This is a genomic window from Deltaproteobacteria bacterium, from assembly GCA_016874755.1.
GTDB lineage: Bacteria > Desulfobacterota > Binatia > UBA9968 > UBA9968 > DP-20.
This window is the reverse complement of the sequence record VGTH01000001.1, coordinates 16,892-32,692: the sequence shown is the minus strand read 5'-3', so window position 1 is coordinate 32,692 and position 15,801 is coordinate 16,892. Positions and strand designations below refer to the sequence as shown.

The window sequence follows — 15,801 nt, the reverse complement described above, 5'->3', positions numbered from 1 at the left end:
GACAGCAAAATTCCTTTTTTCGAAACTTCGTGTCCTTCGCGCCTTCGTGGTGAAAAGGTATTCGAGAAGATCCATTCGGAGGTTTACTATGCGCAGTATCGACGCCGACGCCCATGTTATCGAGTGCGACAAGACTTGGGATTACTTGGAAGGCGAAGACAAACGCTACCGGCCGGTGCCGATCCAGGTCGACATGCCGAGCGGCAAGAAAAGCAATTTCTGGATCATCGGCGGCCGGCTGATCGGCGGGCGCGATAACATCGGCCAGGATACTTCGAAAGAATCCCGCGAGATGGCCAACATCGACTCGCGCTTGAAGCACATGGATGAAATTGGCACCGACATCCAAGTGCTCTATCCGACCCTGTTTCTGCGCCCGGTGACCGACAATCCGCGCGTCGAGCTCGCTCTGTGCAAGTCCTACAACCGCTGGATGGCGGATATCTGGTCGAAGGAAAAGCGCCGCATGCGCTGGGCGGTGCAGCTACCGCTCCTGACGATGGACAAAGCGTTGGACGAGCTACGCTGGTCCAAGGGCAACGGCGCCTGTGCGGTGTTCGTGCGCGGCGTTGAGACCCGTCACACCTTGCACGATCCCTACTTTTTTCCGCTCTATGAAGAAGCCAGCCGCTTGAACATGCCCATCGGCATTCACTCCGGCATCGGCAATTTTACCATCAACGACATGCTCGGCGCCGAGCCCTTTCGAGTTGCTAAGTTGATCGCCATCGGCGGTTTTCACTCGCTGATCTTGAACGGCATTCCGGACAAATTTCCCAAGCTGCGCATCGGCGCCATCGAAGTGGCAGCACAGTGGGTGCCCTATATCGTGCATGACTTGAACCTGCGCTTCCCCAAATTGGAAGGGAAAACAGCCTGCCCCGACGTGCTCACCGGCAGCAAACAGCTCTTCGTCGCCTGCCAGACCGACGACGATCTGCCCTACGTGCTCAAATATGCCGGCGAAAATTGCTTGATGATCGGCTCCGACTACGGCCATGCCGACAACGCCAGTGAATTGCTAGCGCTGGCGAAGTTGAAGGAAAGCAGCGACATCGCCCCCAAAGTGATCGACAAGATTCTCTGGGACAATCCGGCGAAGTTCTACGGACTCGAAGGCGACTAGGCCCCAGCCTGGCAGAATGCGGTAAAACCCTTTAGAATGCCTCGACAGGCTCAGCATGAACGGATTCTCCCCAACGATTTTCACCTCCGATCCGTTCGCCCTGAGCGCAGTCGAAGCTACGATGAGAACGAGAATTCAATATGAGTAGATTGATAGTTTTGCTCGCCGCGCTGCTTGGCGCCGGCAGTGTAGAAAGTATAAAAGCGGCATCCACCGTAGACGCGGTCGCCAAAAAGGGCTTTGTCCAGTGCGGCGTCAACTCCGGCCTAGCCGGCTTTTCGCAGCCGGACAGCAAAGGCGAATGGCGCGGCATCGACGTCGACCTCTGCCGCGCCGTGGCGGCGGCCATGTTCGGCGACGCCAACAAAGTCCGCTACACGCCGCTCACGGCCCAGCAGCGCTTCACTGCGCTGCAATCAGGCGAAGTCGATGTGCTCTCGCGCAACACGACCTGGACGCTGACGCGCGACACCAGCCTTGGGCTAAATTTTGTCGGGATCAATTTCTACGACGGCCAGGGCTTCATGGTGCCGAAGAAACGCAATATTAAAAACGCTAAACAGCTCGACGGCGCAGCCGTCTGCGTGCAGCCGGGCACGACTACCGAATTGAACCTGGCCGACTATTTTCGCGCCCAGAAGATGAAGTTCAAACCCGTCGTCATCGAAAAACTCGAAGAGGTCGTCAACGCCTATTTTTCCGGCCGCTGCGACGTCTATACCACCGACGTCTCTGGGCTCATCGCCGTGCGCGCGTCGCGCACCACGGCGGGCGCCGAGCACGTGATTCTGCCGGAGGTGATCTCCAAGGAACCTTTCGGCCCGGCGGTGCGCCACGGCGACGATCGCTGGTTCGACATCGTCAAGTGGACGATGTTTGCCGGCATCGAAGCCGAGGAGTTGGGCTTAACGTCAAAGAACATCGACCAGCAGGCGAAGAGTGCGAGTCCGGTGATTCAGCGGTTTATCGGCGCCACCGGTGAGTTCGGCAAGATGCTCGGCCTGGATAATGCCTGGGCCTACAACATCGTCAAGCAAGTCGGCAACTACGGCGAAAGCTTCGAGCGCCATCTCACCCCGTTGGGTTTGGAGCGCGGCTTGAATAAACTGTGGAATCAAGGCGGGCTGATGTACGCGCCACCGCTGCGATGAGATTTCCTGGGCTTCAGAATTTTTTCTTACCCCCCTTTCACAAAGGGGAGAAGGGGGGATTTTCTCACCTTAGCCGAGGCTAAATCCCCCTTGGTCCCCCTTTTTCAAAGGGGGATAACATGCAACTTCTCCCACCGTGACAGTAGTTCCAGTAGACTTCTGCAATGACCCAGGCAAAGACCCGAGCGATCCTCTATCAAGCGCTATTTGCCGCCGCGATCTTGCTCGCGGCCTGGTATTTTCTCTCCAATGTCATCGGCAACCTGCACGCGCGCCGCATTGCCAGCGGCTTTGGCTTCTTGGCCCGTGAAGCCGGCTTTGAAATCGGCGAGAGCGCCCTCGTCTCGTACAGCGCGGCGGATACTTATCTCAAAGCTTTGTTGGTCGGATTGTTCAACACCGCGCGCGTCGCGCTGCTGGCGATTGTCTTCTCGACATTGATCGGTCTTTTTATCGGTTTGGCCCGGCTTTCGCCCAACTGGCTGCTCGCCAAACTCGCCGCCGCTTATGTCGAAGTGCTGCGCAACGTGCCGCTGGTCGTGCAGCTTTTCTTCTGGTACGCCGTCATCACAGAGAGTTTCCCGGCGCCGGCGGATGCCCTGCACCCACTGCCCGGCCTCTATCTCAGTAACCGCGGTTTGGCCTTCCCGACACTGCGCGCAGAAGCGCCGTTCGTCAATTTTCCGGTGCTGAACGGTTTTAACTTTGCGGGCGGCGCCACGCTCTCGCCGGAATTTACCGCGTTGTTTTTCGGCTTGGCGCTTTACACCGCGGCGTTCATCGGCGAGATCGTGCGCGCCGGCATTCTCTCGGTTCCTCGCGGGCAATTCGAAGCGGCGCAGTCGCTCGGCTTGTCACAGCGCCAAACCATGCGCTCGGTCATCCTGCCGCAGGCGCTGCGCGTCGTTGTGCCTCCGGTGACCAGCCAATATCTTAATTGCACAAAGAATAGCTCCCTGGCCGTCGCCATCGGTTACCCCGATCTCGTGTCCATCGCCAACACCACCATCAATCAAACCGGCCAGGCCATTGAAGGCATTGCCATCATCATGCTGGTCTACCTGACCATCAGCCTGTCCATCGCCGCGCTGATGAACTGGTACAACCGCCATGCGGCGCTGCGAGGTGTCAGCGCATGAACGGTGTGGCCGAGCCAACCACAACGCTCCGTGCGTGGCTGCGGAGCCGCTTGTTCTCAAGTCGGCCAAACGCGGCGGTGACGCTGTTTTTATTTGCGCTGACGCTGTGGCTCGTGCCGCCGTTTATCGATTGGGCGCTGTTGCGTGCCGTGTGGGCGCCGCAAGACGGCGCCCTTTGCCGGGCCCAAGGCTACGGCGCCTGCTGGGCGTTTGTCGCCGACAAGTATCGCTTCATCTTGTTCGGCACCTACCCCGCCGACCAACAGTGGCGCCCGGCCTTGGTCATTTTGTTATTGATGGCTCTATACGCGTGGAGCGCGCGGCAGCGCGGCATACCACCGCGCCTTGCCTGCGCTTGGCTCGCCGGGCTTGGCGTCATCGGCGTGCTCATGTGGGGCGGGCTGTTTGGATTATCTTACGTCGAGAACGAACGCTGGGGTGGGCTCACCCTGACGCTCTTGCTGGCAACCATCGGTTTGGCATTCGCGTTTCCCCTCGGGGTTCTGCTCGCGCTTGGGCGCCGCTCCGAGCTGCCGCTGATCCGCTGGTTTGCCATCAGCTATATCGAGTTGATCCGTGGCGTGCCGCTGATCTCCGTCTTGTTCATGGCGTCGGTGATGCTGCCGTTGTTTTTGCCCACCGGTATGTCAATCGACAAGCTGCTGCGCGCCCAGCTGGCGATGATTCTTTTTGCCGCGGCGTATCTCGCCGAAGTGGTGCGCGGCGGCCTGCAGGCGGTCCCACGCCAGCAGGAGGAAGCAGCGCTGGCGCTCGGCCACAGCTACTGGCAGCGCACCGGCTACATTGTTTTGCCGCAGGCGCTGCGCATCGCGATTCCGCCGCTGGTCAATACCTTCATCGGCTTTTTCAAAGACACCTCTCTGGTCGTGATTATCGGTTTGTTCGATTTCTTGACGACCATCAAAGTGGCCCTCTCGGAGCCGGCGTGGAGCGGCTTTGGGGTGGAGGCCTACCTGTTTGCGGCTTTTGGTTATTTTGTTTTTTGTTTGCCGATGTCGCGCTTTAGCCGCCGCCTCGAAGCCGGCGGCGGTTCCGGGTTTCGCGTTTCGGGTTCCGAGTCGGTTGCCCCTTGATTGTTGGGGTCGCTGTGCCACTTTGATAAACTAGCATTCGAGTTTTCGTGGGGACAAGGCGCGACGTGTCTCCACCACTTCGCTATGAAGAAACTTTTAGTCTGCCAACATGTGCCGCACGAGATTCTCGGCACCCTGAACCCGCTGCTTAAGCAGGCCGGCTTTCGCATTCGCTATGTGAATTTCGGCCGCCACCCCGATGCACAGCCAACTCTGGACGGCTACGACGGATTAGTCGTGCTCGGCGGGCCGATGAGCGCCTACGACGACGAGCGCCTACCGCATCTGAAAATCGAGATGAAATTGATCGAAGCGGCGCTGCAGCGCAATTTGCCGATCTTGGGCATCTGCCTGGGCGCGCAGTTGATCGCGCGCACGCTCGGCGCGCGCGTCTTCGCGAACCATACAAAAGAGATAGGCTGGTACAATGTTCATCCGACGGCCCATGCGGGAGAGGACCCGTTGATCGGCGAATTCGAGGCGGTCGAGAAGATCTTTCAATGGCACGGCGACACGTTCGAAATACCGGCGGGTTCGGTGCACCTTGCCTCGTCGATGGCCTGCGCCAATCAGGCGTTTCGTTACGCTGAAAAAGTTTACGCCTTCCAATTTCATCTCGAAGTCGACGAGCCGATGATCCTGCGCTGGCTCAAGGTGCCGGAAAACCGCAGAGAGATTCAGAGCCTGCACGGCGACATCGATCCCGATCAGATTCACCGCGAAACCGCCCATTACATTGAACGGCTGCACGAGCTCAGCGAGCACGTATTTGGCGAGTTTATCAATCTGTTTGGCGCCGACACGGCGCGGCGGCGCATGGTGCCGAGGTAAAGCCGCCCGACTGCGCCGCGTGCGCCGTTGACTTCGCCCGGCTCGCCAACCTATATCTTAAAGAACATTTCTGGAGGTTTGATCAGACATGGCTGTGACGAAATTTGGCTCGCATTATTTGCCAACTTACGTGCCCGATCTCGATGGGCCGATCAATCAGTTCTATCAAAAAATGTTTTCGCAAATGGAGGAGATGGATCGGCTTAACTACGATCATATCTGGGTGACCGAGCATCATTTCGCTCATTACGGCGGCGATCTGCCGCACCCGCCGACCTTTATGTCGGCAATCGCCCGCACCACCAAGCAAATTCGGCTCGGCGTGGCTATCAGCGTATCGCCGCTGCACAACCCGATCGATTTGGCCGAGTCCTATGCCATGGTGGACGTGATTTCCAACGGCCGGTTGGATTTTGGCGTCGGCAAAGGCAGCGAATCCCACGAATACAAAAAATTTCGTGTCGATCAAAAGGAAGCCACCGGCCGCATGTACGAAGGCGTCGAGGTGATGCTGCAGGCGTGGTCCGACAAACCAGTTAATCACAAAGGCGAATTCTTCCATTATGAAGGCGTGCCGGTGTATCCGAAACCCGTGCAGCGGCCACACCCGCGTTTCTGGGTCGGCTGCGCGCGCAGTGAAGATACTTTTCGCTGGGCCGGCGAGCACGGTTTTCACTTGATGACGCTGCCTTATCTCTACCGCGAAGCCGGCGCGCTGCCGCAGTTTCTCAAGGTCTATCGCGACAACCTGGCCAAAGCCGGCCATGACGCCAGTCAGCGCGACATTCTCGGCAAGTTTCACATTTATGTATCGAGCAGTTTGGACAAAGCGGTCGAGGAAGCCGCGCCCTATTTGGCGCGCTACGTCGACGTGCACCACGCCGCCGACACCGACCGCAAAGAGGTCGGCCTGTTGGTGCAGCGCGATGCCGAGACGCAGATCAAAGAGGGTTTCGTCCTGGCCGGCGACCCGGAGCGCGTCGCCGACACGATTCGCAAATGGGCCGAGCCCAATGGGCTGACAACGATTTCCGGCACGTTTCACTTCGGCGGCATGCCGCAGGAGATGGCAATGAAGAACATTCGGTTGTTCGCCGAGAAGGTCATGCCGAAATTCAAATAAGATTCACCTCGCGCAAAGGCGCAAAGGTCGCAAAGATCGGAACGGTTGTCGGGGCGGGTCTGAGACCCGCCCTTTCTTTTTGCTTGGCGTTCTTGCGAGCTTTGCGCGAGACCGCTCTCCGAAGATTTTGACAAACTCGGTTGGCAACGATGTCGAACTGTGGCATGAGTAGAAAAATTTTTTGATTGAACGGTAAGGAGGCAGCATGAGAGTTAAACCGAAACGTCAGCCGATCAAATGGCCCAATGGCGCGCGCATCGCGATCACGCCCTGCGTTGCCTTTGAAACCTGGCCGGAGGACCTGGGCGGCCCGGACACGTTGCAGCAAGAAAACCGCCGCAGCTTTCCGCGCAACGCCGACACCAAGCGCAACCTGGCGATCATCACCGACCGCGAGTTCGGCGAGCGCGTCGGTATTTACCGCATGCTCGAAGTCTTCGAAAGCGAAAAGATTCGCACGAGTTTTTTCCCCACCGGCATCACGGTGCAAAACTATCCGGAAATTTTTCAAGACTCGGCGCGCTATGGCCACGAAATCGGCACCGAGACCTGGATTCATGATTACAGCTACATGAAAAAACGGGCGCAGGAGAAAAAGGATTTGCTCAAGACCGTCGACGCCGTGAAAAATGTCGTTGGCAAGGCGCCGGTCGGCTATCTCTCCACCGGTGTCGCGCCCAGCTTCTCGACGCCCGAAGTAATTCTCGAATGCGGCTACACCTATTGGATGGACCCGCAGCATCAAGAAACGCCCTACACGCTCAAAGTCGGGAAAAAAGAATTAACCGTGCTGTCGTACTTCCAGGACTTGAACGACTATTCCAGCTATCAACGCGCCGGCAGAACGCCGCGCGATTTATTGCAAATGTGGAAAGACACCTTCGATTGCCTCTACGAAGAGGGCGCGCGCGACCCCAAGTTCATGATGTGGGGCAATCATCCGTTTGTCGGCGGCCGGCCGTTCCGGGCGTTCTTGCTGCGCGAATTCATCCGCTACGCCAAGAAACATCCCAAGGTGTGGTTCGCCACCGCCGGTGAAGTGGCCCAGTGGTACCGAGAAAAATACCACGACGCACAAGTCGAAGAGTGGCCCAACTTCTACCATGCGGGCCGGCGCGGCAAGATCACCGATCTCTCGAAACTGTAAGATTCGGACTCACCACGAAGACGCGAAGTACACGAAATTCGAAAAAAGCGTTTTGAGTTTCTTTTCTTGCCTTCGTGTCCTTCGTGCCTTCGTGGTGAAAGTTTTCCCCATCGAAGTACGATCAACCCGCCAGTTTCAGCAGTCGCTCCGCCGCCCCGTCAAGCGTTTCATCTTTCTTACACACCGCAAAGCGGGCAAAGTTCTTCGCCAGCGGCTTGTCGGCGTCCCGGTAAAACGGGCTGGCGGGAATACAGGCAACGCCGATCTCTTTGATCAGCCATTGGGCAAACTGCATGTCATTTTCCACATGCGCCGGCGCCACATTGCGCCAGTCGACCATGATGAAATAGCTGCCCTGGGATTTTAGCACTTTGAATCCTGCCTTTTTCAATACTTCGACCATGCGGTCGCGGCGCGCCTGGTAGGTTGCCTGTAAGTTCTCGTAAAAGCTAAACGGCAAGTCGAGCGCCGCGGCCGCCGCGGCTTGCAACGGCGACGCAACCGCAAACGTAATGAATTGGTGCGCCTGATTGACCGCGTGGACCAATGGAGCGGCCCCGGTCGCCCAACCGATTTTCCAACCTGTGACGCTGAAGGTTTTTCCCAAGCTGCTGATCGTCACGGTGCGATCTTGCATGCCGGCTAACGTCGCCAGGCGCGTGTGCATGGCGTCGTCATAGACGATATGTTCGTAGACTTCGTCGGTGATGGCGACGACATCATGCTTGACGCAGAGATCGGCGATGATGCGCAGCTCCTCGCGCGCATAGACTTTTCCCGTCGGGTTGTGCGGCGTGTTGACGATGATCGCGCGCGTGCGCGAGGTGAACGCTTTGGCCAATTCGTCGGGGTCGAAATTCCAACCATCGCCGCGCAGCGTGACGTAGCGCGGCATCACGCCGCCCATCACCATGTTGGGTACGTAAGTGTCATACACCGGTTGAAAAACGATGACTTCGTCGCCGGGATCGGCAAGTCCGAGAATCGCGGCGAACATTCCTTCAGTGGCGCCGGTGGTGATCAAGACTTCGTTGTCGGGATTTAGTTTTTGTTCGTAAAAACGTTCCGCGTGACGCGCGATCGCTTCGCGCGCGGTTTTCATTCCCGCTCCCGGCGCATATTGATTGAGCGCGCTGTTGACCGCGCGCACGGCAGCGGCCAAAACTTCGGGCGGGCCATCGAAATCGGGCGCTCCTTGCCCCAAGTTCACGGCTTTGTGTTCTAGGGCGAGCGCATTGATATCGCTGAAGATGGTCGTGCCGAAACCGGCGACGCGTTGCGACATGACTGCCATGAATTCTCCTCGGTTGATGACGATATTGAGGCAAAAATTCTTCTATAACAATCACTTCTGGCACTGACAACGAGTACAAAGATGAACACACAATCTGTTGATAACTCTCAAGTCGCGGCAGTTTTTTGGTTCGCTGGAGCGATCTTTCAGCGGCCTTGCCACAGCGCCAAACTAGAAAACAGGTCGGTGATTCAACTTCCTGAATTTGCGCAACTTTTTGAGCCAAAATTATATGCAAAGGGCTCGGCTAGGCATCCCACCGCCGCTTCCCCAGGGGGTAGCGAAAGTTATCCACAGAGTTATCAACAGTTTCTGTGGACTGGGTGATTTTTGCTTGAAAGTTCGCAGTGAAAAACATTTTTCGCACAAATCTTTCAGCGAAGTTTTTTGCTCTGCAGCTAGACACAGCGCACCCCTTTGGAATATCAAAGGAATGATCCCACCTGGAGGAGAACTTTCATGGCACAAGCAAATAATTTCAACGTCGTTGAAGCGACCGTCGATGACATCCACGCTGCTTACAAATCCGGCCAGGTCACTTGCCGGCAAGTGGTGCAAATGTATTTGGATCGCATCGAAGCGTTCGACCAGAAGGGCCCGAACATCAACGCGATCATCTCGTTGAATAACGATGCTCTCAAGGAAGCGGATCGCCTCGATGCCGCCTATAAAACCTCCGGGCCCACGGGACCCCTGCACGGCATTCCGGTCATCGTCAAAGATCAAGCCGACGTCAAAGGCATGCCGACAACGTTGGGGTCGGTTCTTTTCAAGGAATTTTTTCCCGATCGCGATTGTTTCGTCGCCGAGAAATTGCGCAAAGCCGGCGCGGTGATTCTCGCCAAAGCGACGCTCGGTGAATTGGGCGGCGGCGACACCCATGGCTCGCTGTTCGGTTCGACAAGAAATCCCTATGACACCGAGCGCACCGTTGGCGGTTCATCGGGTGGATCGGCAGCTGCCGTGTCGGCGAATTTTTCTACGGTTGCCGTCGGTCAAGAAGGGTTGGCGTCGATCCGCCGGCCATCCACTTGGAATGGTATCGCTGGCATGCGGCCGTCGGCAGGGATCGTCAGCCGCGGCGGCGTCTTCGGCTGCTGGCCGGAATTGTTCGGTTCACTCGGCCCAATGGCGCGCACAGTGAAAGACTTATCGATTCTGCTCGATGTCATGGCCGGCTATGATCCGGAAGATCCGATCACCGCGCGGGGCGTTGGCAATCTGCCCGATACGTTCACTAAGTTCTTGAACAAAGATGGACTCAAGGGCGCGCGCATCGGTGTGATGCGCGAGTCCATCGGTTTGCACGCCGAACCGGAATCCGAAGACTTCAAAAAGATTTCCGACGTTTTCGACAAGGCAATCGCTGATCTCAAAGCCGCCGGCGCCGTGTTGGTCGATCCGATTGCCATTCCGAAAATCAAAGAGCTGCTGGCGAAACGATCGGGCGGCCCGGGCGACACCGATCAATCGTTCAAGAATTACTACGGCCGCAGCGCCAAGGCGCCATTCAAAACCGCCCAAGACGTCATCGCCGCGCCGGACTTCGCCAAAGTTGTCAAACATTCACAGGAACGATTCAAGCGCAGCCCCGACGCCGCCAAACATTACGAATTTCTGCGCGCGCAGGACGAGCTGATGACGCTGTTCTTAAAGGTGATGGCCGACAACAAGCTCGATGCCATCGTGCACAAAACTGTCGAGCATCAACCGACGTTCATCAAAGACGGCATCGCACCGCCCTACGTCGATCAGAAGGGCGCGCCGACGTTGAATACTTTTTTAATCTGGGTGCCGACGATCACCGTGCCCGCCGGTTTCACGCGGGATAATCTTCCAGCCGGCCTATGCTTCATCGGCCGGCCCTACGATGACGGCAACATGATCAAGTTCGCCTACGCCTACGAGCAGGCGACGCACCACCGAAAACCACCGGCAAGCACGACAGGGTTATGAGCCGGATATCCCTCGCGCAAAGGCGCAAAGGACGCAAAGAAAGAATTTTCCCGAGACCTTTGCGTCCTTTGCGCCTTTGCGCGAGATATTTCTTATCTCCGACCCGACGGGTGCGGGCCGTAGAGGTCGGTTTCCATCAACTGCGCGACCTTTTGGCCAGCGTCGCTGAGCCGCAGCGTCGGGCGCGACTCCAGCATCCAGGCTAGATATCCCTCGGGCACATCTTCAGTCGGCCCATGGTGTGGCACACCCTTGGGTACCCACGTCAGTGTGCCGGGCTCTTTCACCGCGCCGTAGGCGCCCGGCCCAGTGAAGTAGAAAATCATTTCGTCGTAGTCGGCGTTGTAGTGCATCGGCGGCCGGCGCCGGCGCCGCGCACTTAACGTGTAGAACAGTTCGTCATTGTTTGGCGAGGCGGCGAACTGCCGCGGATGGCCTGCTTCGTTGACCGGGATATTTTTCAGATTGATTTTCCACACCGGATTGTTGCCGCCGCTGACCGAGACCATCGCAAATGGATCGTAGGGCTTGACGTAGCGCGTCACGCCGTCGAACGATTTTAGCAACACCGTCGTCTCGACGCTCTGCGCCGGACGACTCTCGATGACAGCGCTTTCGATCTGCGGCTCGAATTGTGGCGCCGCAGCGAACTTCGTCGCCCCGGGAGTTTCTACGATCAGCGACAACGTCGGCCCTCTTTCTGTTTCGATGCGATAGGGCACCGCGCGCGGGATAAAAACAAAGTCGCCGGCACCACCGGTAATGTTTCCGTAGGCCGTGGCGAAACGGACCTCACCTTGCTGAATGAAATGCACCTCATCGGCTTCGACGTTGGCAATCACAAACGGCATCGGCCGCTCACGCACCGACACGCAAAGCTGCGCGCCGGTGCGGCTCAACATAACCGGCGTTGGCAAAGCACCGGCATCCGCGCGATCGGCCAAGTTCACATCCGCGATGTTGAATCGGTGCGGCGCGTGCGGGCCGCTCACTCGGAGAAAATCCGGCACATGCTGCGCCCGCAGCACATTGATACCATCGCCGTAGAACCCTTCGCGACCCCAGTGCTCGGTGTACGGTTCCACTTTGGCCATAAGGACCTCCTTGGAAATTCCAGATTCCAAATTGTTTGTCCGAGCTAATCTGGAATCTGGAATACTAAGCGCGCGCGCTAGCGCGCGATGGTTAGCGAAAAATCCCCCTTGCGAATGTACACATGGGCCAATTTCTTTTTGCCCAACTCCTCGACCAAACGAACCAACGGCTTGCGCGCGTCGAGATATTCTTTGCGCGGCGGGGCATTTTTCAGCGCGTCGACAAACTCCGGCCCGGCGTAGAAGCGCAGCAGCAAATCTTCATCGGACAAGTGCGGCCCGCCGTACTGTTTGCGCACTTCAGCCAACGACGGTTCAGGATAGACGGTCTTTTCAATTTCACGGGCGCGCGCTCGGTTAAGAATCTTCGCTTTGACTTCCTTATCCATGTAATCGCTGCCTTCTTTACCCCAAAGGCCCAGCGCGTATTGGATCACCTGGTCGGTGACCTCTTTGTAGCGCTCACCGAGCATGACGTTGATCGCCGCCTGGCTGCCGACGAACTGAGCGAATGGCGTCACCATGATCGGATAGCCCAGCTCGGCGCGCACGCGGGAAATCTCTTCTAGCACTTCCGCCATCTTGTCTTCTTTGCCCATGAGCTTCAGTTGATGGCGCAGATTGGAAATCATACCGCCGGGAACTTGATGGCCGTACCAGGCTTGATCATACTCACGCGGTGTTCCCACGGGCAGGCCGGCTTCCTTGGCGACGCGACTGAAATGTTCGCTCACCGGCAGCAGCACGTCGGTATTGACCAACGGCTTGTAGCCGAGCGCTCGCAGGTTGCTGGCGACGTTGAAAACCGATGGCTGCGACGAGCCATTGGCGAGCGGCGGTATCGCCGTGTGGACGATGCGCACGCCTTCTTTGACCGCTTCAAGCAGATTGAACGGCGCCAAGCCGTTGTTGCAGTGGGCGTGAAATTCTAACGGCGTATCGCCAATGTTTTGCTTGATCAGTCGCACCAGCGTCCGTGTGCGCTCGGGCGTCAGCATGCCGCCGACGTCTTTGAAACAAAGCCGATAGGGTTTCAACGCCGCGGCGTCGCGTGCTTTCTGTGCATAGTATTCGTCGGTGTGGCGCGGCGAGACGGCATAGATCAGATTCATCACCATCTCCATGCCGAGCTTCTTCAGCTCGATCGCCTCTTTGCCCAGGAGCTCGTAGTTGTTCCAAGCGTTCGATGAGCGGGTCAGATCGATACCGTATTTGACGACGGTTTTGATCAACAGCTCGCGAATGCAGTACGGAATGAACTCAAAACCGCTGTGCAGTCCGCCGTGGTAACGCAGCCGCGTCTTCTTCACTTGCTTGGTGCCCAGACGCAGCCAATCGAAAGGATCTTCCTTGTGCTCGCGGACGAATTTTTTCAGCCGCAAGTTTAGAAAGAACTCCATCGAGTCAAAACCCGCTTCGTCCAGGTGAGGCAACGTCGGCAGCATCATGCCCGTAGTCATGCCATAGGCCCACAGGCTGATGTCGCCATCGCGCAGGGTGGTGTCGACGATTTTTACTTCTTCCATATGCCCGAGCCATACCACAATTGCGGGCTGCTAGGCGAGTCGCCATTGAAACGCGCATAAGCGAGAAAGCCCGGTGAAGAACATCTGCACCGGGCTTTCTACGCAAGTGACGAGCTTGCGAGTTACTTATACAAGTTCCGGATATAGCCGCTGTCGTCGAGCTCTTTGACGTAGTGCAAGTCCCACAGCGCCAGCGGATTGTACTCTTTGATTTCTGGATTGCGCTTAACCGCCAGGGCGAATACGTTTTGCACCGCCTCCAAAGACGGGTAAGGCGCGCTTTCGAGGGTCTGCACCTGATTGTCGTAAAAGCATTCCCATTCTTCATCGCCGCGAATCTTGAGCAGGTCGGAGCAGTGCTTCTGGACAATCTTCAGAGTGTCGGCTTTGTTGGTTTTGAAGAAATGCGTGCCATCGACCATGGCTTTGATCAGTGAGCGGCACTCGTCTTCGTGATTTTTCACATAAGTGGTCGTCGTCGTCAGCGTCACGCCTTCGATCATCGCCATCGGCGAGACTTCGATGATCTTGGCGCCGAACTTGAGCGCGCGCAGCCGGTCGACGGCGCGGATGAACGTCGCGTCGAACAGACCGGCCATCACGTCACGGGCACGCTCTTCGCCTTTCTTGCCGTTTTGCACCAGCTCGACATCGCGCCCTTCTTCCAGGCCATGTTTGTGCAGATAGAGCCAGACGTTTAGCCCGGTATGGCCGTCGAAATCATCCATGACGACTTTTTTGCCTTTCAAATCCTGCACGCCATTGACGCCCTTGCCACAGACCAGAAAGGTCTCGCGCCAAGAGTTATTGCTCTGGCCGATGTGCACGTACGGGTCGCCGTGCAAGGCTTTGCGAACGTATAAGTTGTGATGATTGCCAGAAACGATATCGAGCTCGCCGGCTCTCAACCCTTCGGCGGCACGTTTACGCTGCCCTTCGAGCGAACCCATCTCCATCTCAATGCCCTGCTTGGCGAGAAAGCCGCCTTCTTCCATCACCTTCCAAAGCGGCACGTGACTCGGCGCCCGATAAAATATCTTCATTTTCTTAGCCATGATAGTCGATCCTTTCTCTGTTTGACGTATTGCTATCTAACGGTTTGCGCGCGCCAACGGCCCGTCAGCGCGCTGCCTTCAAGAGCTGCCAAACTTTATCGCGATGTTCTTGCCTGCCCGTGACGACCCACTTCCACTCGGTATCGTCAAAATACTTCACGCCTTTCTTGGGCAGATTACCGGGCTTCAGATAGGACTCGTCGATATCGGTGCGCAGCGTCGCCGAGCCATAGCCGCGGCCGTAGGTCTCCAGCCCCTCTTTCGAGAGAATCCAATTGGCAAAAACTTGCGCGGCCTTCGGATGCGGCGCTTTGTTGGCCAGCGACAACATCCAGGGCGAGCCGTTGATCGTCGGCGCCGCGCCGTTCAGCTCGAAAATTTCGAGAATCTTAAATCCATCCTTGAGCAAGGGCCGGACGTCATCCTCGCGGCAATCGAGGCAGATCGGCTGGGTGCCGCGCGCCAGCCAATCGGTCATCTGGCGCCGATCGCGCGTGCGCACCGGCTTCTGTTCGATGTAGAGCTTCTTGACGAATTCTTCGCCGAGATCGTGATGAAAGCGCGCTGCCTTGTTGGCGCCAGCGCCGGTCGTGGTCGGATCCTCGGCGGCGATCTTGCCGCGCCATTTGGGATTGAGCAGGTCCTTCATGTCACGCATCTCTTCCGGCTTGACATGCTCAGTGTTGATAAATAACAGCGTGGCCACGCTGCTGAACGCACGCACGACGAACTGCTCCTGCGGGTCGGCAAACCAAACTTTGCCGTTTTTCCATTTAGACCCGTCGACCACTTCGGGCATCGCGAGCAAAGGCTTCAGCGGATCGATCATCTTGTCCTTGTAAAGCTCGTTCGCCGAAGTATCCGGCCCCGCGAGAAAGACATCGATCGTGTAAATGCCCGACGCCCGCTCCGTCTCAACCCGAGCGACGATCTGGCTCGACCGGCCCGCGACAAACTCCACGGGTATGCCAAAGCGCGAAGTGAACTTGGGAATCACCTCGTTGCGCATCACCGGGTCGGGCGAACCGGCGACCACAACTTTGCCTTCTTTTTTCGCGGCGGCAATGACGTCTTGCCATTCTTTCTCGCCTTTGGTTTGGGCCGCGGCGGAGCCGCTGAAAAGAACGATGAATAAAAATGTGAAGATACTTTTCATGTCGCTCCTTCCCCTATCGAGAACGCGGGCGTAATAAATCGCGCCATAAAAATTCTTTCAGCTTCGTGCCCTTCGCGTCTTCGTGTTAATTCCTATCCGAACTTTGCGT

13 protein-coding genes are annotated in these 15,801 nt (G+C 57.3%); 8 read left to right on the top strand and 5 right to left on the bottom strand.

The window, feature by feature from the left end; genetic code table 11:
- The first annotated feature begins 88 nt into the window (after positions 1-88).
- The 7 genes from FJ145_00145 (at position 89) to FJ145_00115 (ending at position 7,611) form a co-directional block, all read left to right on the top strand.
- Positions 89-1,126 carry an amidohydrolase gene (locus tag FJ145_00145; GenBank protein MBM4259832.1) on the top strand — a complete coding sequence of 346 codons (1,038 nt, stop codon included), beginning with the start codon at positions 89-91 and terminating at the stop codon, positions 1,124-1,126.
- Between the two features lie 140 nt (positions 1,127-1,266).
- Positions 1,267-2,277: an amino acid ABC transporter substrate-binding protein gene (locus FJ145_00140; protein ID MBM4259831.1), complete on the top strand. Its 1,011-nt coding sequence runs from the start codon at positions 1,267-1,269 to the stop codon at positions 2,275-2,277.
- A 164-nt stretch (positions 2,278-2,441) separates the two neighbouring features.
- Positions 2,442-3,416, top strand: a complete 975-nt coding sequence (locus FJ145_00135) for an ABC transporter permease subunit (protein MBM4259830.1) — start codon at positions 2,442-2,444, stop codon at positions 3,414-3,416.
- Entirely contained in the window at positions 3,413-4,510 is a 1,098-nt protein-coding gene (locus tag FJ145_00130) for an amino acid ABC transporter permease (GenBank protein ID MBM4259829.1), read from the top strand. The genes FJ145_00135 and FJ145_00130 overlap by 4 nt, the downstream gene beginning before the upstream one ends.
- Before the next feature lie 84 nt (positions 4,511-4,594).
- Positions 4,595-5,341 carry an amidotransferase gene (locus FJ145_00125; GenBank protein ID MBM4259828.1) on the top strand — a complete coding sequence of 249 codons (747 nt, stop codon included), beginning with the start codon at positions 4,595-4,597 and terminating at the stop codon, positions 5,339-5,341.
- 88 nt (positions 5,342-5,429) lie between these two features.
- Positions 5,430-6,464: an LLM class flavin-dependent oxidoreductase gene (locus FJ145_00120; GenBank protein MBM4259827.1), complete on the top strand. Its 1,035-nt coding sequence runs from the start codon at positions 5,430-5,432 to the stop codon at positions 6,462-6,464.
- Positions 6,465-6,669: 205 nt separating this feature from the next.
- On the top strand, positions 6,670-7,611 hold the full coding sequence (locus FJ145_00115; GenBank protein ID MBM4259826.1) for a hypothetical protein: 942 nt from the start codon (positions 6,670-6,672) through the stop codon (positions 7,609-7,611).
- Between the two features lie 121 nt (positions 7,612-7,732).
- On the opposite strand, the gene FJ145_00110 is transcribed toward FJ145_00115, so the two are convergent.
- The gene (locus tag FJ145_00110; GenBank protein MBM4259825.1) at positions 7,733-8,905 is read right to left on the bottom strand and encodes an aminotransferase class I/II-fold pyridoxal phosphate-dependent enzyme; all 1,173 of its coding nucleotides are present in this window, start codon (positions 8,903-8,905) and stop codon (positions 7,733-7,735) included.
- A gap of 459 nt (positions 8,906-9,364) precedes the next feature.
- On the opposite strand from FJ145_00110, the gene FJ145_00105 reads away from it, so the two are divergent.
- Positions 9,365-10,861, top strand: coding sequence for an amidase (locus tag FJ145_00105; GenBank protein ID MBM4259824.1), 1,497 nt, complete (start codon positions 9,365-9,367; stop codon positions 10,859-10,861).
- A 92-nt stretch (positions 10,862-10,953) separates the two neighbouring features.
- On the opposite strand, the gene FJ145_00100 is transcribed toward FJ145_00105, so the two are convergent.
- The 4 genes from FJ145_00100 to FJ145_00085 all read right to left on the bottom strand — a co-directional run bounded on the left by FJ145_00100 (position 10,954) and on the right by FJ145_00085 (position 15,692).
- A complete protein-coding gene (locus FJ145_00100) occupies positions 10,954-11,955 on the bottom strand; it encodes a homogentisate 1,2-dioxygenase (GenBank protein ID MBM4259823.1) in 1,002 nt (333 codons plus the stop codon).
- Between the two features lie 77 nt (positions 11,956-12,032).
- Complete coding sequence (locus tag FJ145_00095) at positions 12,033-13,481, bottom strand: biotin carboxyl carrier protein (protein ID MBM4259822.1); 1,449 nt, start codon at positions 13,479-13,481, stop codon at positions 12,033-12,035.
- Positions 13,482-13,603: 122 nt separating this feature from the next.
- Positions 13,604-14,536, bottom strand: a complete 933-nt coding sequence (locus tag FJ145_00090) for a hypothetical protein (protein ID MBM4259821.1) — start codon at positions 14,534-14,536, stop codon at positions 13,604-13,606.
- 64 nt (positions 14,537-14,600) lie between these two features.
- Positions 14,601-15,692, bottom strand: a complete 1,092-nt coding sequence (locus tag FJ145_00085; GenBank protein MBM4259820.1) for an extracellular solute-binding protein — start codon at positions 15,690-15,692, stop codon at positions 14,601-14,603.
- Positions 15,693-15,801: the final 109 nt, after the last annotated feature.